21 protein-coding genes are annotated in these 17,644 nt (G+C 70.5%); 15 read left to right on the forward strand and 6 right to left on the reverse strand.

What is annotated here, in order from left to right; all coding sequences use genetic code 11:
- Window positions 1–10 precede the first annotated feature (10 nt).
- Entirely contained in the window at window positions 11–559 is a 549-nt protein-coding gene (locus ACQPXM_RS17455; RefSeq protein WP_432949811.1) for a nucleosidase, read from the forward strand.
- Here the strand turns inward: ACQPXM_RS17455 and ACQPXM_RS17460 are convergent.
- Window positions 556–1,554, reverse strand: a complete 999-nt coding sequence (locus ACQPXM_RS17460) for an ArsR/SmtB family transcription factor (protein ID WP_432949813.1) — start codon at window positions 1,552–1,554, stop codon at window positions 556–558. The genes ACQPXM_RS17455 and ACQPXM_RS17460 overlap by 4 nt on opposite strands.
- Window positions 1,555–1,612: 58 nt before the next feature.
- On the opposite strand from ACQPXM_RS17460, the gene ACQPXM_RS17465 reads away from it, so the two are divergent.
- Window positions 1,613–2,437, forward strand: a complete 825-nt coding sequence (locus ACQPXM_RS17465) for a hypothetical protein (protein WP_432949815.1) — start codon at window positions 1,613–1,615, stop codon at window positions 2,435–2,437.
- 306 nt (window positions 2,438–2,743) lie between these two features.
- On the opposite strand, the gene ACQPXM_RS17470 is transcribed toward ACQPXM_RS17465, so the two are convergent.
- Complete coding sequence (locus ACQPXM_RS17470; RefSeq protein ID WP_432949817.1) at window positions 2,744–3,271, reverse strand: NUDIX domain-containing protein; 528 nt, start codon at window positions 3,269–3,271, stop codon at window positions 2,744–2,746.
- 94 nt (window positions 3,272–3,365) lie between these two features.
- Here ACQPXM_RS17470 and ACQPXM_RS17475 point away from each other — a divergent pair, with 94 nt between their 5' ends.
- Entirely contained in the window at window positions 3,366–3,755 is a 390-nt protein-coding gene (locus tag ACQPXM_RS17475) for a MerR family transcriptional regulator (RefSeq protein WP_432949819.1), read from the forward strand.
- Window positions 3,733–4,068: a thioredoxin gene (gene trxA, locus ACQPXM_RS17480; RefSeq protein ID WP_432949821.1), complete on the forward strand. Its 336-nt coding sequence runs from the start codon at window positions 3,733–3,735 to the stop codon at window positions 4,066–4,068. Before ACQPXM_RS17475 ends, trxA begins: the two co-directional genes overlap by 23 nt.
- Before the next feature lie 38 nt (window positions 4,069–4,106).
- On the opposite strand, the gene ACQPXM_RS17485 is transcribed toward trxA, so the two are convergent.
- Entirely contained in the window at window positions 4,107–4,472 is a 366-nt protein-coding gene (locus tag ACQPXM_RS17485) for a VOC family protein (RefSeq protein WP_432949823.1), read from the reverse strand.
- 42 nt (window positions 4,473–4,514) lie between these two features.
- Between ACQPXM_RS17485 and ACQPXM_RS17490 the strand changes: the two genes are divergently transcribed.
- The 10 genes from ACQPXM_RS17490 (at window position 4,515) to ACQPXM_RS17535 (ending at window position 13,500) form a co-directional block, all read left to right on the forward strand.
- Window positions 4,515–4,682, forward strand: coding sequence for a ribbon-helix-helix protein, CopG family (locus ACQPXM_RS17490; protein ID WP_432949824.1), 168 nt, complete (start codon window positions 4,515–4,517; stop codon window positions 4,680–4,682).
- Window positions 4,675–5,322, forward strand: coding sequence for a VOC family protein (locus ACQPXM_RS17495; protein ID WP_432949826.1), 648 nt, complete (start codon window positions 4,675–4,677; stop codon window positions 5,320–5,322). Before ACQPXM_RS17490 ends, ACQPXM_RS17495 begins: the two co-directional genes overlap by 8 nt.
- A complete protein-coding gene (locus ACQPXM_RS17500; RefSeq protein WP_432949828.1) occupies window positions 5,319–5,795 on the forward strand; it encodes an N-acetyltransferase family protein in 477 nt (158 codons plus the stop codon). The genes ACQPXM_RS17495 and ACQPXM_RS17500 overlap by 4 nt, the downstream gene beginning before the upstream one ends.
- Window positions 5,785–7,137, forward strand: a complete 1,353-nt coding sequence (locus ACQPXM_RS17505) for an MFS transporter (RefSeq protein ID WP_432949830.1) — start codon at window positions 5,785–5,787, stop codon at window positions 7,135–7,137. The genes ACQPXM_RS17500 and ACQPXM_RS17505 overlap by 11 nt, the downstream gene beginning before the upstream one ends.
- A gap of 67 nt (window positions 7,138–7,204) precedes the next feature.
- A complete protein-coding gene (locus ACQPXM_RS17510) occupies window positions 7,205–8,029 on the forward strand; it encodes a GNAT family N-acetyltransferase (RefSeq protein WP_432949832.1) in 825 nt (274 codons plus the stop codon).
- Window positions 8,030–8,110: 81 nt separating this feature from the next.
- Window positions 8,111–9,439, forward strand: a complete 1,329-nt coding sequence (locus ACQPXM_RS17515) for a M14 family zinc carboxypeptidase (protein WP_432949834.1) — start codon at window positions 8,111–8,113, stop codon at window positions 9,437–9,439.
- Between the two features lie 26 nt (window positions 9,440–9,465).
- Window positions 9,466–9,837 (forward strand): DoxX family protein, encoded by a 372-nt coding sequence (locus tag ACQPXM_RS17520; protein WP_432949836.1) that lies wholly within the window; start codon window positions 9,466–9,468, stop codon window positions 9,835–9,837.
- Between the two features lie 135 nt (window positions 9,838–9,972).
- Complete coding sequence (locus ACQPXM_RS17525; RefSeq protein WP_432949838.1) at window positions 9,973–11,736, forward strand: proline--tRNA ligase; 1,764 nt, start codon at window positions 9,973–9,975, stop codon at window positions 11,734–11,736.
- 225 nt (window positions 11,737–11,961) lie between these two features.
- Window positions 11,962–12,390, forward strand: coding sequence for an HIT family protein (locus tag ACQPXM_RS17530; RefSeq protein WP_432949840.1), 429 nt, complete (start codon window positions 11,962–11,964; stop codon window positions 12,388–12,390).
- Between the two features lie 165 nt (window positions 12,391–12,555).
- Window positions 12,556–13,500, forward strand: coding sequence for a phosphotransferase family protein (locus ACQPXM_RS17535; RefSeq protein ID WP_432949842.1), 945 nt, complete (start codon window positions 12,556–12,558; stop codon window positions 13,498–13,500).
- A gap of 21 nt (window positions 13,501–13,521) precedes the next feature.
- On the opposite strand, the gene ACQPXM_RS17540 is transcribed toward ACQPXM_RS17535, so the two are convergent.
- Window positions 13,522–14,406, reverse strand: a complete 885-nt coding sequence (locus ACQPXM_RS17540) for an aminoglycoside phosphotransferase family protein (protein WP_432949844.1) — start codon at window positions 14,404–14,406, stop codon at window positions 13,522–13,524.
- 180 nt (window positions 14,407–14,586) lie between these two features.
- On the opposite strand from ACQPXM_RS17540, the gene ACQPXM_RS17545 reads away from it, so the two are divergent.
- A complete protein-coding gene (locus tag ACQPXM_RS17545) occupies window positions 14,587–15,945 on the forward strand; it encodes an FAD-binding oxidoreductase (protein ID WP_432949846.1) in 1,359 nt (452 codons plus the stop codon).
- Window positions 15,946–15,949: 4 nt separating this feature from the next.
- Here ACQPXM_RS17545 and ACQPXM_RS17550 read toward each other — a convergent pair whose 3' ends face one another.
- On the reverse strand, window positions 15,950–17,197 hold the full coding sequence (locus ACQPXM_RS17550; protein ID WP_432949848.1) for an RNA polymerase sigma factor: 1,248 nt from the start codon (window positions 17,195–17,197) through the stop codon (window positions 15,950–15,952).
- The gene (locus tag ACQPXM_RS17555) at window positions 17,194–17,583 is read right to left on the reverse strand and encodes a YciI family protein (RefSeq protein WP_432949850.1); all 390 of its coding nucleotides are present in this window, start codon (window positions 17,581–17,583) and stop codon (window positions 17,194–17,196) included. Before ACQPXM_RS17555 ends, ACQPXM_RS17550 begins: the two co-directional genes overlap by 4 nt.
- Between the last annotated feature and the right edge of the window lie 61 nt (window positions 17,584–17,644).

Genomic DNA, 17,644 nt, shown 5'->3' on the forward strand with positions numbered 1-17,644 from the left:
TGTTCGGCCTGTGACTCGGTATCTGGTGGTCAGCGCGATCGCGGGTGAGGCGAAGTACGTTCCCGAGGGGATCCCGGTCGTGCTGACCGGGATCGGCAAGACCGCGGCGGCGGTGGCCACCGCGCGGGCGCTCGCGACGACCGACACGACCGACCTCGTCGTGCTCAACGTCGGTACGACGGGCGCCCTGCGCGACGGCCTGTCCGGTCTGTTCCTGCCCAGCGAGGTCGTCAACCACGACGTCAACGCCGACGCGATCCGGGCGATCGGGCTGGACCCGAAGGAGTCGCTGCCGATCGAAGGCGGCGACGGCACGGTCCTAGCCTCCGGCGACGTCTTCGTCACCGACCCGGCGGTTCGCGAGCGCCTGGCCGAGCGGGCTCACCTGGTCGACATGGAGGCGTACGGCGTCGTCTTCGCCTGCCGTGAGTTCGGCGTACCGGTTCGGCTGGTCAAGCACGTCTCGGACTCCGCCGACGAAGCCGCGATGGACTGGCCCGCTCAGGTCGACGCCAGCGCGAAGGTCCTCGGCGAGTGGGTCCGCCAGGAGATCGGCTAGGCCTGCTGGCCGAGCGTCACGTCGCGGCCGGTCGAAGTCTGCCAGTAGAGAACCTGCCGGCCCGAGCGGCGACGGTGCAGCAGACCCGCGTCGGACAGCACGCGAAGGTGGTCGGCGACGCTGGCCAGTGAGAGCCCGGTCGTCGCCACCAGCGCCGTCGTGCTGATCGGTGCGGCGGCCTCGACCAGGATGCGGGCGCGGTTGCGGCCGAGCAGCCGGACCAGCGGTTCGGCGAGCGGCTGGGCGGCGGCGAAGATGCCGCTGACCGGGTAGGCGATCGCGAACTGGTCGGGCAGTCGCCAGGTGACGCTCGATCGCAGGCTGTGCGTGGCGATGAACATCAGGTCGTGTCCCCGCACGTCGGTCGGCGGGAAGTCCGCGCGGTTGACCTGCATCCGGCCGTCGCCGAGCCAGCGGATGTCGGGTCCCAGCCCGCGCAGTACGCCGGCCCAGCCGTGCACGCTGAGGCTGGACGTGCGGGAGACGATGTCGGCCTGCAGCACGCGATAGCGCCGGGGCCAGTCGGGCTCGACTGTCTCGGTCCAGATCCAGCGCAGCAGCCCGGCCACCTCCGCGGCGAGATCGTGGCCCTCGGCAACCAAGCGCGGCAGCACGGGAGCGTCGTCGTCCGCGGTGGTGGGGCGAGTCCGCGGGGACGGCGAGCGGGTCACCAGCAGGTCCGCCCGGATCTCGTCGTCGCTGAGTGCGGCGAGCGGCGAGATCTCCTGCTCGAAGGTGAGATCAGGCGCGAGTGGCGGGACGGTCAGGAAGTCGGCGGTCCACCGCGGCCCGAAGGCGGCGTCGATCACCGCCGCCCCCAGCGGTCGCGCGGCCAACTGCGCCGTCCACCCGGCCAGGTGCAGCTCGCGCCAGGCCCGGTACCACGGCTGCGACGGCTGACGGAGCATCTTCAGCGCCGACACCGTCTCGGTCAGCTGTGACGTGCCGAACCTGGCGTTGGCCAGCACGTCGGCGTCGACGAGGAACTCGGACAAGGTTTCGCCTCCAACCGAAACTGTAGGCGTCGCGGCGACCGGCGGCGAGGGTTTCGGCATGAGCACCTACCGGGAGATCTTCGGCCGGACCGAGTTCCGCAGTCTGTGGCTGAGCAGCGCACTCGGCAACGCGTCGTCGACGATGACCAGCCTGACGCTGGCGATCGTGGTGAACGAGCGGACCGGCTCGGCGCTGCTGTCCGCCTTCGTCATGTTCGGTCCGTCGCTGGCTCAGGTGATCGGCGCGTCGACGCTGATGTCCGCCGCCGACACCGCGCGGCCGCGGCGGATCCTCGTGCTGCTGGCCGTGCTGTCGACCGGCGCGGTCGCGGCGCAGGCGGCGTTCGACCTCTCGCCGGCCGCCCGGTTGCTGCTCACGCTGGCGGTCGCGTACGGGCTGTCCATCGGCGCCGGAGTGCGGTGGGGACTGCTGAACGAGGTGGTCGCGCCCGACCAGTTCGTGCTCGGCCGGTCGGCGATGAACCTGTCCGTCGGCGCGATGCAGATCGCGGGGTTCGGCGCGGCCGGGCTGCTGCTCCAGGTGCTCGACCCGGCCCAGGTCTTCTGGCTGGCGACGGCCTTCGCCGCGCTGGCGATCCCGGTCCTGCGCTTCGGTCTGGCCGACCGCCCGCCGCGCCGGCTGGCCCGGACAAGTCCTCGCGAGACCTGGCGAGGCAACCGGATCCTGCTGTCGCGCCCCAGCACTCGTCCGCTTCTGCTGGCCCTCTGCATCCCCAACGGTTTGATCGTGGGCTGCGAGGCCCTGTTCGTCCCGTACGCCGGTTCAGGCGCGGGGCTGCTCCTGGCCGCGGGAGCCGCCGGCATGATGACCGGCGACCTGGTCGCGGCCGATTCCTCAACCGGTCGTCACGCAAGACGGTGAGCGCGTACCTGCGCTTCCTGCTCGCCGTACCGTTCCTCGGTTTCGCCTTCGACCTGCCGCTCGGCGTACTGGCGGCTCTGGTCGGAGTCGCTTGCATCGGGTACGGCGCGTCGCTCGCCCAGCAGGAGCTGCTCACCGACGCGACGCCCGTCGAGCTCCGCGGTCAGGTGCTGGGGCTCGAGTCGGCACTGCGGATGACCACCTTCGGCATCGTCGCGGTCGTTGCCGGTGCGGCCGCGGACCTCGTCGGTCCCGCGCCGGCGATGACCGGGCTCGCCGTCCTGTCGCTGCTGGCCTCGGCGGCGCTCACCCGTCCGCTGGCTCGGGTCGCCCGAGCGTCTGCAGATGCTGGAGAATCTTCGTCTCCCGCGCCAGCCACCGCATCACCCCGACCCCGCGTTCCTGAACCTGCAGGTTGGCGCGCAGCGCGTCGGCGACGGTGACCCAGCGGGGGACCAGCTCCAGTTCGGTCTCGTAACCTTCGAGCTGCTGGTCCCCGAGATCCCCGGACGACGAGCAGAAGAAGTAGTGCGAGGTCATCTTGAAGATCTTGTACTCCGGCTCGATCGCCCGCAGGTACTCGACCGTGCTGCCGAAGGACAGGCCGACCTCGACGTCGTTCAGCCCGCACTCCTCGCGGAACTCGCGCTCGAGCGCCTCCGACGGCGACTCGCCGGGTTCGACCCCGCCGCCGGGGAACTTGTAGTCGCCGTGGCGGGAACCGAGCAGCAGCAGTTCGTCGCCACGGAACAGCGCGCCCCGGACGGCGGTGCGTTGCAGGGTCCGGCCGGTCAGGTCGAGGTCCGGGTCGTGCCGGAAGGTTCCGAGCATCATGCCGGCCATTCTGTCCCCTGGCGCGCCCGCGGTCGGCCGTAGGCTTGACCTTGACCTCAGGGGCAGGGTTTAGCGTCGGTGACGAGGAGGCGGGATGCACATCGGGGACTTGGCGGCCGAGGCCGGCGTGACGGTCAAGGCGGTGCGGTACTACGAGGCGCAGGGGCTGCTGAAGCCCGAGCGGCAGCCGAACGGCTATCGCCGGTACACCGCGGAGGACGTCGTGATCGTCCGCGAGGTGAAGGCGCTGCTGAGTCTCGGGCTGACCGCGGAGCAGACCTACCCGTTCATCGAGTGCCTGCGGGCCGGCAACGACCGGGCCGACGTGTGCCCGGCGTCGCTGACGGCGTACCGGCTGCGGATCGCGGAGGTGGATCGGCGGATCGCCGAGCTCACCGACCTGCGTGGCAAGCTCACCGGCCTCCTCGCCGATGCCGAGAACTGGAGAAGGAGACCCGTCCATGAGCGACCTGCTGAGTGTTGACCAAGGCAACTTCGACGAGGTGGTGCTGGGCGCCGCCAAACCGGTCCTGGTCGACTTCTGGGCGCAGTGGTGCCCGCCGTGCCACCAGATCGTGCCGGTGCTGGAACAGATCGCGCGCGAGCGCGCGGACCAGCTCGACATCGTGAAGCTCAACGCCGACGAGAACCCCGAGATCCCGGCCCGCTACCGGGTGATGGCGATGCCGACACTGATGCTGTTCCACCACGGCGAGCTGATCTGGTCGGTCGTCGGCGCCCGCCCGAAGTCCTGGCTGCTGAAGAACCTGGACGACGCGCTGCTCGCCGCCGTCTGACCCGCTGAACCAACGGCCGGTCCGATCGGGGCCGGCCGTCAGTGCATCTTGCACACCTCGACCAGTACGCCGTGCGGCCCCGCGACGTACGCGCTCGTGCTGCCCCAGTCGGTCTCCATCGGCTCCAGTACGACGGTGCCGCCGCGCGCGCGAATCGCCTCGATGTCGGCCGCGACGTCCTCGGAGGCGAACTGCAGCAGCGCGCCGCCGAGCGGCCGGATGTCGTCGATCAGCGCTCCGCGGTGCAGCGAGACGACGATGTCCCCGGCGTCGACCTCGGCGTAGCCCTCGCCGGCGTTGCCACGCACGGGCAGTCCGAGCACGGTCGCGAAGAAGTCCGCGATCTCCTGGTTCTTCTCGTTCGTGTCGGTCAGCAAACTCAGGTGGTCGAGACGAAGAGCCATCAGGTCCTCCTAGTAGCTTGGTAGCGTGCTAGCATTCTAGGCATGCCGGACGACATTGCCAAGAAGGCGCAGTTCAACGTGTACCTGCCGCCGGAGCTGATTCGGCGGGTGAAGCACCAGGCGATCGACGAGGGTGTGAGCCTGTCGGCGCTGGTCGAGCAGGCTTTGGCCGAGTACTTGGACAAGCACGAGGAGGCCCGGGATGAATGAGGTGGTGATCCGTCCGCTGCGGTTCACGGCGGACGTCGACGCGATGCGCGCGTTTCTGGAGACGCTCGGGCTGCGTCCCCGGATCGAGGGCAAGAGCGGCGGCTGGGTGGACCTGGTGACCGGCAGTGGCATGGTCGCGCTGCACGACGCCGCGACGTCGTCGACCGGTGGCAAGGCCGGCGACACCGGCCTGTCGTTCGAGGCCGAGGACATCGACGCGCTCAAGGACCAACTGGTTGCCGCAGGCCACGAAGACGCGACCACCTGGGACGAGGCGTACGGCCGGGTCCTGTCGGTCACGGCTCCCGGCGGAGTCGCGATCTGGATCGACGAGCGTTCCGGCGACCTCTACGGCTACAAGCTCCACCAAGCCGATCCGGACCCTCGGCTGACGGTGGTCCCGCGGTTGTCCGGCGCCGCGGAAGCGGAATGGACGCCGTTTCTCGAGCTGCTCGGGAGCCCCGAGGTGACCTATGGCCCGCCTGCGGGCGAGTTCGACGTATGGCTGGAGCTGCGGACCACCGAGCCGCTGCCCGACGTCCTCGCCCGCCTGCAAGCCGCCGGGTACGCCGCAGAGTTGACCGGCACCACGATCGCCATCACCGATCCCGACGGCCAACCGGTCCGGGTGCACGCGTGATCGCCGTTCGCCGGGCGACGCTCGCGGACGTCGACGCGGTCCGCGAGGTCGGCCTCAAGACCTGGCCGGTCGCGTACGCCGAGCTGGCGTCGCCCGAGTTCGTCACCGACGGCCTGGCCCAGTGGTGGTCGAGGGAGGCGGTCGAGCGCGGAATCGTTCGCGGGGTGACACTGGTCGCTACGGATTCCGCGGGGGAGGTCGTCGGGATGACCGGGCTCGGCCAGGAGGAGGGGTTCTGGGTGATGTGGAAGCTCTACGTGCTGCCCGAGCATCAGGGGCGCGGCGTCGGCAAGTTGCTGCTCGACGCAGCGGTCGCCGCGCTGCCGCCCGGGACCACCGAGTTGCTGCTCGACGTCGTCGCGGGCAACGAGAAGGCGATCGGCTTCTACCGCCGCAACGGATTCGGCCCGGCGGTGCGGACGCCGTCCCGGGATCTCGGCGAAGAGTTGGTGTGGATGAGTCGTGCGCTCTGACGACACCGACGCCGTGACTGCCGCCGCGTCCGGCGACTCGGCGACCGCCGTACCGAACGGCGACCCGGCGACCGACCCGGCAACCACCCCACCCCGTACGCCGGTACGCCTGCGCGACGACCCGGACTTCCGGCGCTACTGGCTGGCGCGGGCCCTGTCGACGATGGGCTCGATGGTCACGGCGATCGCCCTGCCGGTGCTGGTCTACCGGTTGAGCGGGTCGCCGTTCCTGACCGCGTTGGTCACAGCGCTCGAGGCGGCGCCGTACTTGCTGGCCGGGCTCTTCGCCGGCGCCTTGGCGGACCGATGGAACCGCAAGCGCGTCATGGTCGCGGCGGATCTGCTCAACGCGCTGCTGATCAGTTCCGTGCCGATCGCCTACTGGCTCGGCGGGCTGACCGTCGTCCACGTGCTGGTGGTCGCCTTCCTCGTCCAGGGCGTGGCCACGTTCTTCGACGGTGCCAACTTCGGCGCCTTGCCGGTTCTGGTCGGCAGAGCCAGAGTCGCCCAGGCGAACGCCGCGGTCTGGACGGCGTCCAGCCTGATCGAGCTGTTCGTCCCAGCCCTGGTCGGGCTGGCGCTTGCCGCGATCAGCCCGGCCGCTTTGCTGACCCTCGATGCCTTGAGCTTCGCCGCCTCGGCACTCGCGGTCCGCGGCATCGTCCGCGCGATGTCGCAGCAGCGCGACGGCCGCGCGCCGTTGCGGCCCCGGGTCGTGTTCGCCGACATCGCCGAGGGTGTGCGCTTCCTGGTCCGGCATGCCGGCGTCCGCACGATGACGATCGTCGGCAGCATCCAGTCCTTCGCCGGCGGTGGCTTCATGGCGTTGATGGTGGTCTGGACCGACCGCGTGCTCGACATCGGTACGTCGGGACTGCGGTTCGGCCTGGTCTACGGCGCGTGGGGGATCGGCGCGCTGGCGGCCGCGGTCGGTCTGCCCAGGCTGCTTCGCCGTCTGCAACCCGCCGGGATCACCCTCTACGCCTTGCCCGCGTCGGCCGCGCTCGGCGTGGTGACACCGTTGATGCCGACCTGGCCGTTGGCCGCGATCGCCTTGCTGGTCTGGGGCTCGGCGTACGTGCTGGTGATCGTCAACTCGATCTCGTACCGCCAGCAGGTGACGCCCGAGCATCTGCTCGGCCGGGTCAACACCGCGGGACGGATGCTGTCGTGGGGAGTCGGCTGGACGCTCGGCTCGGTCACCGGCGGGGTGATCGGCAGCCACCTCGGCGCACGGTCCGCGATGCTGGTGCTCGGGGTGTTCGCGTTCACCGGCGTCCTGGTCGCCTGGACCTCGCCGCTGCGCCGGCTGGCGGCCGAGGTCGATCCCGCCGCGACCTGACCCGACCCGCCGGATCGTGACCGACCCGTTGCGCTCTCACCCGGCGGGAATCGGCTAGGTTCTCCGCGTGGGCGTACGGGTTCTCGGTCCTCGTGACCTCTCAGCGGCGAGGGCCGTCATCGCCCGCGACCCTGTCGTGAACGTGTTCGTGGACAGCCTGGTGCAGGCGTCCGGGCTCGATCCGCGGCGCGGTGCGGAGGTCTGGGGCTACGTCGACAAAGGCGTGCTCGAGTCGCTGTGCCACGCGGGCGGCAACATGGTTCCGGTCGGCGCGGGCGAGGCCGCGCTGCGCGCGTTCGCGGCGTACGCGTTGCGCCGGGGACGGACGTGTTTCCAGATCCTCGGCCCGGCCGCGGCGGTCGACCAGCTGTGGTCGGCGCTGGAACCGCACTGGGGTCCGGCGCGCGAGATCCGCGGCGAGCAGCCGTTCATGATGATCGACGAACCGCCCGCGATCGAGCCCGATCCGCTGGTCCGCGCGGTCGAACCGGTCGAGCTGGACATCCTCTATCCGGCCTGCGTCGCGATGTACACCGAGGAGGTCGGCGTCCCGCCGCAGACCGGTCCCGACGGTACCTTCTACCGGTCGCGGGTGGCCGAGCTGATCCGCGCCGGTCGTGCGTTCGCGCGGATCGAGGACGGCAAGGTCGTGTTCAAGGCGGAGGTCGGGTCGGTCGGCACCGGCGTGTGCCAGATCCAGGGCGTCTGGGTCGATCCGGAACGGCGCGGTCAGGGTCTGGCCGCGCCGGGGATGGCGGCGGTCGTCGAGCTGGCCCGGCAGATCGCGCCGGTGGTGACGCTGTACGTGAACGCGTTCAACACGCCCGCGCGGGCGGCGTACGAGCGGGTCGGGTTCCGGACCATCGAGACGTTCGCGACGATCCTGTTCTGAGGTCGAGCGCTCACTGTGATGGTGCGGCGACGGCGGGTGAGGTTTGCTGGTGCGAACCGCCCCGCCCCGCGGAAGGAACCCATGCGGAAAATCGCTGTGCCCCTGGCCTGCCTGGCCCTCGCCGCCGCCGCCGTCGCCGCCGCCCCCTCGGGCAGCGCGACGCAACCCGTGGCGGCTCCTGAGCCGGCCTACTACTCGCTGAAACTCCCCGCCGGTACGACGGTCGCCGGGCTGGTCCGCGAGGGTTACGACATCGGCCACGGGCACGGATCCCGCCCGGTCCTGGTCGCGACGCCCGATGAGGTGTCGAAGCTGCGCGACCGGGGCATCGAGGCCGGCCGGATCGGCGAGGTCTACCAGCCGCTCGACCGCGCCGCCGCCGACGCGGCCGGTACGACGTTCTACGGCGGCTACCACACGACGATCGGGCACGAGGAGCACAACGCGGCCGTCGCCGCGGCGCACCCGGACCTGGTCAAGCTCTATGACATCGGCGACTCGTGGAAGAAGACGAAGGGCCAGGGCGGTCACGACATCCAGGCACTGTGCATCAGCAAACTCGTCGCCGGGGACTGCGCCGTGAGCAGTACCGGCAAGAAGCCCAAGTTCGTGTTGTACGCCCAGATCCACGCCCGCGAACTGTCGACCGGCGAGCTGGCCTACCGGTGGATCGACCTGCTGGTGTCGTCGTACGGCAAGGATCCGGCGATCACTTCGCTAGTGGACACGCGGGAGCTGTGGGTCGTGCCGATCGGTAATCCCGACGGCGTCGACGTGGTGTCGGCATCGCCGAGCCGGCCGGTGATGCAGCGCAAGAACGTGAACAACTCGGCCGGCGGCTGCCCGGCCGCCGACGCCGGGGTCGACCTGAACCGGAACTCGAACTTCCAGTGGGACCCGCAGCAGGGCGGCCCGTGCGACGAGACCTATCCGGGCGCCAAGGCGGTCTCGGAGCCGGAGACGATCGCGGCGCAAGGGCTGCTGGACAAGCTGTTCCGTGACACCAAGGCGGGCGTGGGCGACCCGGCCGCGGCGGACACGACCGGCGTCTTCGTGACCCTGCACAGCTTCGGCAACGACATCCTCGCGCCGTACGGGTACACCAACACCGCCGCGCCGAACCGGGCCGCACTGGTTGCCCTGGGCAAGAAGATGGGCGCGTTCAACGGGTATCCGGTGTCGACCGGCGACGGGGGAGTCGGCTACTTCGCGCCCGGGTCGACCGACGACTGGTTGTACGGCACGCGCGGCGTTCCGTCGTACACGTTCGAGGTCGGGGCGGCGTCCGGGACGTGCGGCGGGTTCTTCCCGGCGTACTCGTGCATGGACTCGACGTTCTGGCCCAAGAACAAGGCCGCCTTCCTGTACGCCGCGAAGGCCGCGGCGGCGCCGTACGGGACGCTGCCGTGATCGCCGGCAGGTTCTAGGGTGCTCGCATGAGTCGACGGAGCAGGAGCACGACGGGACTGGCGGGGTTGTTCGCGGTGATGGGTGTGCTGCACTTCGTTCAGCCCAAGCCGTTCGAGCGGATCATCCCGAAGGCGGTGCCGGCGAAGAAGGAGCTGGTCTACGCCTCCGGGGTGGCCGAGCTGGTCTGCGCCGCGGGGCTGCTCCACCCGCGGACGCGGCGGGCCGCCGGGCTGACCAGCGCGGCGCTGCTGGCCGCCGTGTTCCCGGCCAACGTGCAGATGGCGCTGGACGTGAATCGCAAGGGCTCGACCCAGGCGAAGGCGCTCGCGTTCGGCCGGCTTCCACTGCAGATCCCCCTGATCCGCGCGGCGCTGAAGGCCTCTCGCGGGACCAGCTGATCGCTGCCCGGGCGGACCGGGTGACTGTGCGTGTCCGGGGCCTGGGGATAATGGGTCGGAGCAGGTCCCGGAGGCGGATATCCTTCTGGACGTCAGCTGTTCCACTGTCCTACTGGTATTCGCCTGGAGACTCCCGTGATTCTGCGCATGTCGTCGTTGTTCCTCCGCACCCTTCGCGAGGACCCGGCGGACGCGGAGGTCCCGAGCCACAAGCTGCTCGTCCGCGCCGGCTACATCCGCCGCACCGCGCCCGGGATGTACACCTGGCTGCCGCTGGGGCTGCGGGTGCTGCGCAACGTGGAGAAGATCGTCCGCGAGGAGATGGACGCGATCGGCGCGCAGGAGTTGGTCTTCCCGGCGCTGCTGCCGCGCGAGCCCTACGAGGCGACCGGCCGCTGGACCGAGTACGGGCCGAACCTGTTCCGGCTCAAGGACCGCAAGGGCGCCGACATGCTGCTCGGGCCGACGCACGAGGAGATGTTCACCCTGGCGGTGAAGGACCTCTACTCGTCGTACAAGGACCTGCCGCTGTCGATCTACCAGATCCAGAACAAGTACCGCGACGAGGCGCGGCCGCGGGCCGGCGTGCTGCGCGGGCGTGAGTTCGTGATGAAGGACTCCTACTCCTTCGACATCGACCAGGCCGGCCTGCAGGCGTCGTACGAGCTGCACCGCAAGGCCTACATCGCGATCTTCGACCGGCTCGGCTTCGACTACGTGATCGTGCAGGCGATGTCCGGCGCGATGGGCGGGTCGGCCTCGGAGGAGTTCCTCGCGATCGCGGAGAACGGCGAGGACACCTTCGTGCGCTCGCCGGGTGGTTACGCCGCCAACGTCGAGGCCGTCGTCGTGCCGCAGTCGCCGCCGGTGGACGCCTCCGCCGTGCCGGCCGCCGAGGTGGTCGACACCCCGGACACGCCGACCATCGAGACGCTGGTCGACGCGCTGAACGCCAAGCACCCGCGCACTGACGGCCGCGAGTGGACGGCCGCGGACACGCTGAAGAACGTGCTCGTCATGCTCGTGCACCCCGACGGCACGCGCGAGCCGCTGGCGATCGGCGTACCGGGGGACCGGGCGATCGACGAGAAGCGGCTCGGCGCGCAGGTCGAGCCGGCCGAGGTGGTCGCGTTCGACGACGCCGACTTCGTCAAGAACCCGGCGCTGGCCAAGGGCTACATCGGCCCGGGCGTGCTCGGCAAGGACAACACCTCCGGCATCCGGTACCTGCTCGACCCGCGGGTCGCCGAGGGCTCGGCCTGGGTGACCGGCGCGGACAAGTCCGGCTACCACGTGATCAACCTGGTGCACGGCCGCGACTTCACCGCCGACGGCACGATCCAGGCCGCCGAGGTGCGCGACGGTGACGAGGCGCCGGACGGTTCGGGTCCGCTGTCGACCGCGCGCGGTATCGAGATGGGACACATCTTCCAGCTCGGTCAGAAGTACGCCGAGGCGCTCGACCTCAAGGTGCTCGACCAGAACGGCAAGCTCGTCACGGTCACGATGGGCTCGTACGGCGTCGGCGTCACGCGCGCCGTGGCGGCGATCGCCGAGGGCAACCACGACGAGCTCGGCCTGATCTGGCCGCGCGAGATCGCGCCCGCCGACGTCCACCTGCTCGCCACCGGCAAGGACGCCGAGGTCTTCAGCAAGGCGGCGGAGATCGCCGCCGGGCTGGAGTCCCGGGGCCTGACCGTGCTGTACGACGACCGCGAGAAGGTCTCGCCGGGCGTGAAGTTCAAGGACGCCGAGCTGCTCGGCGTCCCGACGATCGCCGTGGTCGGCAAGGGCCTGGCCGACGGCACCGTCGAGGTCAGGGACCGCCGCTCCGGCGACCGCGCCGACCTTCCGGTGGCCGAGGTCGTCGACCATCTGGTCGCGGTCGTCCGCGGCTAGTCGTTCCCGTACGCCGGAAGCCCCTGCCTGTTTGGTGGGGGCTTTCGCGGTTCTGGCGGGGTTTTGGGGGGTCGGCGGGGTTCTGTGGGTTCGGCGGAGGTTCCGCCGGTTCCGCGGTTCCGTGGTTCCGTGGTTCCGGCGAGGCTCCCGCAAGTTCGGCGCGGCTTCCGCGATTCGGCCACGGGAAGGCGATCGGCGATGCGAACAAAGGAAAGGTGAACGCCGATGAACGACAGAGCTGCGGGCGACGCCTGCACGTTCTGCGGTATCGCCGCGGGACGAGTCCCGGCGCGCTTCGTCCACCAGGACGACGAGGCGGTCGCGTTCCTGGACATCCGCCCGCTGCGCCGCGGTCACACCCTGGTCGTGCCGCGGCAGCACGTCACCGACCTGACCGCCGATGGTGCCGCGAGAGCGGCCGCCGCCGTTGGTCCGGCGTTGCAGGCGACCGCGCGCATCCTCTCGACCCGGCTCCCCGCCGACGGCATCAGCATCCTGCAAGCCAACGGCCGCGCCGCCGGCCAGGAGGTCTTCCACCTTCACTTCCACTTGGTGCCCCGGTGGCACGGCGACCGCCCGCTGAACGACTGGACCAGCGACGACGCCGCAGCCGTTACGCTCGCCGCAACCCATCAGGCGCTCGTCGGCGATTGACGAACCCGCCGAACATCCCTGGACGGGGATGCTTGCTGCCGCGTGCCGTGCCGCGTGCCGGCTGCCGCGTGGCGCGGGCTTGTTTGCCACCGCTCCCGTTCAGGTGCTGCCCAACGCAGGAAAAATCCGGTGCAGCGATGAACTGCGGGCCCTAGATTGCCTGGCGTGACCGCGGACGACGTACCTTCGCACCTTTCGTTTCTCGGCGCGCCGCGCGGGCCGATGATCCGCGTCCACGGCGGGTTCGCCAATCGGTTGTACCGGCTCGACACCGACCAGGGATCGTTCGCGGTCAAGGAGCTGAACCTCGTCGACCGCCGCTCTATCTACCACGTCGAGGACGTGTTCAGGTTCGAGCAGGCGGCCTTCGCGGCCGGCGTTCCGATGCCGGAGCCGGTCTCGGCCGGCCACGGCATGCTCGTGCACCGCTGGGTCGAGGGAGACAAGCTGCCCGAAGCGCCGGTGCCGGCGGCGTACGGATTCGAGATCGGCGAGATTCTCGCGCGCCTGCATGCGCTCGACGTCGAGTGGCCCCACGTGCCGACCGAGGAGCCGACGCCACGGGACTGGCCCGAACTCGCCGAGCGGGCGGCAGCGACCGGACAGCCCTGGGCCGACGAACTCGCCTCGCAGGTCGAGACGTTCCTGGAGATCGCCCTCTTCGTCGACACCTGCGAACGGCCCGGTCCCGTCGTGCTGACCCACAGGGACATCCAGCCCTGGAACCTGCTCGCCCGAGACGGCCGGCCGGTGCTGCTCGACTGGGAGCTGTCGGGGCCGCTCGACCTGGCCGGTGAGCTCGCCTCGACCGCGCTGAGCCTGGCGAAGGGACCTGGCTTCGACGCCATCGAGCCCGCCAGCTTCCGCTCGGTCCTAAACGGCTACGTCGCCGGGGGCGGAGCGTTACCGCCGCCGGGTCCGAGCTGGTTCGTGTTCATGATCGGCGGCTGGCTCGGCTTCACGCGGTGGAACATCCTCCGCTGCCTCGCCGGCGTCGAGGCGAGCACCGGCCCTGACCTCGCGCTGTCGCACGAATCGGCGCGCAACGGCGTACGCGGCCTGCCCGAGCTGTACGGCCGGCTTCCGGAGCTCGAGGCGCTGCTCTTCTGACAGTGCTGAGAAGCTGCGAGCTCAGGTTGCCCCCGACAGCCATCGGTCGGTGAGCTGAACGAGGCGCCGAGCCAGCCGCTCTTGTACGGCGGGCGCGCAGTAGGCAGCGTGCGCAGGCCACCCGAACAGCAAGATCCCGAGCTCGGCCGCAATGAGCGCTCGACGGAGCTGCACCGGGTCGGCCTCGCGATAGCTCAGATAGACGTCGAGCATCGCGTCGTACGGAACCTCGGCGCCATCCGCATCGGCGCGCGACCACAGGAACGCCAGTTCGCCGGCGGGAGAGCCGACGCCCACGTTCTGCCAGTCGGCCCACACCAACTCGTTGCCTTCGCGCAACAGATTCTCGACGTGACAGTCGCCGTGGACGAAGCAGTCGCCCGTGGATCGCAGCGCGTCCGCGAGTTCGCCGGTGTGGCGGAGCGCCAGACGGGCGCTGTCCGCGGCGGAGGTCTTGAACCAGTAGCCGTCGGCCGAAGACGGCTGGTTCAGTGCCTGCGAAAGCCAGGAGGTTCCGAGCCAGTGGTTCTCGCTCGGGATCGGAAGCGCGTGCAGAACCGCCAACTGGCTGGCCAGATCCAGCCACGCCGCGAGGTCCCATTCACGGGCAGGTGGCGAGGGCCGATGGGCCGTCAGCAGCAGCGCCGTGACGTGCTCGTCGTCCAGCGAGCGCAGCAGACGGGGAGTCGAGATCGGCATCCGCCCCGCCATGGTCCGATAGAAGGTCAGTTCACGGCGCGCGAGCTCACGGCTTTCATCCGAGCCGGTCACCTTCAGTACGGCGTCCTCGCTCCCGGCCCGCACCCGGTGAACGCCGGCCCCAGAGGCGCCCCTGGTCTCGACGGCCTCGGTGCAGATCTCCAACCCCAGGCACTCGAGGGCCTGCGCCAACGTGGCCTTCGTCATCGGTGGTCCGCCCTCCGTCGTGGCTGTCCGCGAGCTCTCGTCCTACCAGCCGCCACCGACATCGGGACCAAGCCGACCTTTCCGAAAAAATCTTCGCCAGACATGTCGAGGATCGGTTAGCCGCTGCGATCAGGGGGTGAGGCGCCCGCGAGGGGTGCACGCGATGGGAGTGAGTGGACGATGGCAGCAGGTCGGATTCAGGGGATCGACGAGCTTCGCGCGGCAGTGGCCGGCGAGGTGCTGACCGCGGGCGATTCGGCGTACCAGGGGTTGAGCCGGACGCTCACCGTGCAGGGCAAGCCGGCGGTGGTCGTGCGGTGCACGGGATCGGCAGACGTCGCAGCGGGCTTGCGGTACGCCGCGGAGCTCGGGCTGCCCGTGGCGGTTCGCAGCGGAGGTCATCACCCGGCGGGGTTCGGCACGAACGACGGGGGAGTGGTGCTCGACGTCAGTCCGATGGACGAGGTCACGATCCTGTCCGAAGAGTCAGGTGCGGGCGGGACGGTTCGGGTCGGCACCGGAGCGACCTGGGGGCGTGTGGCCGGGGAGCTGGCCGGCTCCGGATTGGCGATCTCGTCCGGTGACACGGCTGGTGTCGGCGTCGGCGGTCTGCTGGCCGGCGGCGGGATCGGGTGGATGGTGCGCAAGCACGGCCTGGCGTTGGACAGCGTGGTGGCGGCCAAAGTGGTGACCGCTGACGGCGTGGTCCGGCGGGTCGATGCTGTCGAGGAGCCGGAGTTGTTCTGGGGTGTGCGGGGTGCCGCGGGCAGTCTCGGCGTGGTGACGTCGTACGAGCTCGCGGCCGTGCACCAGCCGACGGTGCTCTTCGGCAGCTTGCTGTTCCCGTCGGCACAGCTGGATCAGGTGCTGACCGGTTGGGCCGAGTACATGCTCGACGCGCCGCGGAACCTGTCGTCGTCGGTGCAACTGCCGCCGACCATGGTGGCGGAGGGCCAGGCGCCGATCGCCGTCGCGGTGTGCATCGCGGGTGACTTCGCCGATCGTGAGGCCTTGCTGGCACCGCTGCGCGCGCTGGGGACTGTAGTGACCGACTCGATCGCGGAGCTGGCGTACGCGGACGTGCTGGCAAGCGAGCAGATGCCGCCGGACTGGACGCCGCGGATGCGCAACGGTCTGTTCGACCGGTGGTCGCCGGACTTCGTGCAGCGGTTGGCCGAGGCGCGGGGCCGGATGCCCATGATGGCCGTGGACATTCGAGCGCTGGGTGGAGCGTTCGGTGCTGTCGAGCCGGACGCGACGGCGTTCCCGCACCGGGACGCCAGGTTCATGGTGAACGCGGTGCTGCTCGGATCCGCCGCCATGCACGGAGCACAGATCGAGGACTTCGAAAGGATGTGGCAGGCGCTCGCACCGGAACGGGCCTACGGCAACTTCTTGTCGCACCCGACGGCGGACGACCTCGGCCGCTGCTTCCCGAAGCCGCACAGCGACCGGCTGGCGGCGTTGAAGCAGGATGTGGACCCGACGGAGGTGTTCCGTACGGCACTGACCGTCCCGCCGGCCGGGCGGCTCGCATGAAGCGTCAGCGGCTGAGCCGGGCGATCCGCTCGCGCAGGTAGTTCTGCTCGGCGGTGTTGCGGGTGCGAGCGAGCGCGGCGGTGTACTGCTCGCGGGCCTCGGCGTTCCGGCCGGCGAGCTCGTACAGATGCGCGAGCACGGACAGGCGGCGGTGGTGGTCGCCGAGGTGGCGATCGTCGGCGAGGCCGTCGACGATCGCGATGCCCGCGTCGGGCCCCTCGGTCATCGCCACCGCCACCGCCGAGCCGAGCGTCACCATCGGACCCGGATCGACCTTCGCGAGGATCCGGTACAACTCGGCGATCTGCGCCCAGTCGGTCGACTCCACCGAGTCGGCCTCGCTGTGCACCGCGGCGATCGCGGCCTCCAGTTGGTACGGCCCGACGCGGCCCGAGGACAACGCCGCCTCGACCAACGCGGTGCCCTCGGCGATCTCGTCGGCGTACCAGCGGGTGCGGTCCTGACGATCGGCCGGGACGAGATTGCCGCCCGGTCCGGTCCGGGCGTCGCGACGGGCGTGGGTGAGGATCATCAGCGCGAGCAGCCCGGTCACTTCGCCTGCGCGGGGAGCGGCGTCGTGCAGCATGCGGGTGATCCGAAGGGCCTCGACGGCGAGGTCGAGCCGCTGCAGTTGGTCGCCGGCGCTCGCGGTGTGGCCCTCGTTGAAAATCAGGTACAGCACGTGCAGAACGGCGCGGAGGCGCTCGTCGTACTCCTCACCGGTGGGCAGCTCGAAGCGCGCGCCGGAGTCTTTGATCAGGCGCTTGGCGCGGCTGATCCGCTGCGCCACCGTGGTTTCGCCGACCAGCAGCGCGGCCGCGACCTCCGCGGTGGTCAGACCGCCGACCGAGCGCAGAGTGAGCGCGATCTGTGAGGCTGGGGTCAGCGACGGGTGGCAGCACAGCAGGAGCAGCCGAAGTGTGTCGTCGGTGTTCTCGACGCCGTCCTCGTCCGGCTGAGCCGGCGTGCGCAGGAAGTCGGTGACCTCGCGCTGCCGCCGGGCGTTGTCGCGCCGCCAGCCGTCCATCAACCGCCGCGTCGCGACGCTGATCAGCCAGCCGACCGGTTGCTCTGGTACGCCGTTGGCGCGCCACTGCGTCAACGCGCCGAGCAGCGCCTCCTGAACGGCGTCCTCGCACTGGTCGAACACGCCGTACCGGCGGACGAGCGTCGCCAGCGCCTTCGGCGCGGCCGCGCGGATCGCGCCCTCGAGCTCCCCGTGCGGCGCGTTCTCCGGGGAGCCCGGCGTCATGGCCCGAGGTCCAGGCCCGCGAGTGCCTCCGCCTCGAAGTCCCGGACCGGGCGGACCTCGATCCGCTGCACCGCGGCGTACGGGATCTCGGCGGCGATCTCCAGTGCCCGCTCCAGCGACGTCACCTCCACCACCAGCCCGCCGGCGAGGAACTCCTTGGTCTCCAGGAACGGCCGGTCCGAGATCACCGGCGTCCCGCCCACGACCTGCACGGTCTTGCTCTGTGACGGGTCGTGCAGCGCGAGGATCGTCACCAGCTCGCCGGTCTCGCGCAGCCGGTGGATCCGCTCGGCCACCTCGCGCCCACCGACCAGGGCCTGGCGCTGCTCCGGGGTGAGCCCGTCCAGCGCCTCGGGGTTGTTGTGGATCAGCAGTAAGAACTTCACCCCGCCATTGTGCTGAGTCACCGGGTCGGTGTCCGCTGGTTTAGCCCGGCCCGAGTGGGGT

This window comes from Kribbella sp. CA-253562 (genome assembly GCF_050942265.1).
Lineage (GTDB): Bacteria > Actinomycetota > Actinomycetes > Propionibacteriales > Kribbellaceae > Kribbella.

Excerpts from the sequence above, each read along its gene's own strand:
- ACQPXM_RS17470 (WP_432949817.1), bottom strand. The coding sequence starts at position 3,271 with ATGATGCTCGGAACCTTCCGGCACGACCCGGACCTCGACCTGACCGGC.
- ACQPXM_RS17475 (WP_432949819.1), top strand. The coding sequence starts at position 3,366 with ATGCACATCGGGGACTTGGCGGCCGAGGCCGGCGTGACGGTCAAGGCG.
- ACQPXM_RS17520 (WP_432949836.1), top strand. The coding sequence starts at position 9,466 with ATGAGTCGACGGAGCAGGAGCACGACGGGACTGGCGGGGTTGTTCGCG.
- ACQPXM_RS17490 (WP_432949824.1), top strand. The coding sequence starts at position 4,515 with ATGCCGGACGACATTGCCAAGAAGGCGCAGTTCAACGTGTACCTGCCG.
- ACQPXM_RS17465 (WP_432949815.1), top strand. The coding sequence starts at position 1,613 with ATGAGCACCTACCGGGAGATCTTCGGCCGGACCGAGTTCCGCAGTCTG.
- ACQPXM_RS17540 (WP_432949844.1), bottom strand. The coding sequence starts at position 14,406 with ATGACGAAGGCCACGTTGGCGCAGGCCCTCGAGTGCCTGGGGTTGGAG.
- ACQPXM_RS17550 (WP_432949848.1), bottom strand. The coding sequence starts at position 17,197 with ATGACGCCGGGCTCCCCGGAGAACGCGCCGCACGGGGAGCTCGAGGGC.
- ACQPXM_RS17530 (WP_432949840.1), top strand. The coding sequence starts at position 11,962 with ATGAACGACAGAGCTGCGGGCGACGCCTGCACGTTCTGCGGTATCGCC.
- ACQPXM_RS17545 (WP_432949846.1), top strand. The coding sequence starts at position 14,587 with ATGGCAGCAGGTCGGATTCAGGGGATCGACGAGCTTCGCGCGGCAGTG.
- ACQPXM_RS17515 (WP_432949834.1), top strand. The coding sequence starts at position 8,111 with ATGCGGAAAATCGCTGTGCCCCTGGCCTGCCTGGCCCTCGCCGCCGCC.
- ACQPXM_RS17485 (WP_432949823.1), bottom strand. The coding sequence starts at position 4,472 with ATGGCTCTTCGTCTCGACCACCTGAGTTTGCTGACCGACACGAACGAG.
- ACQPXM_RS17495 (WP_432949826.1), top strand. The coding sequence starts at position 4,675 with ATGAATGAGGTGGTGATCCGTCCGCTGCGGTTCACGGCGGACGTCGAC.
- trxA (WP_432949821.1), top strand. The coding sequence starts at position 3,733 with ATGAGCGACCTGCTGAGTGTTGACCAAGGCAACTTCGACGAGGTGGTG.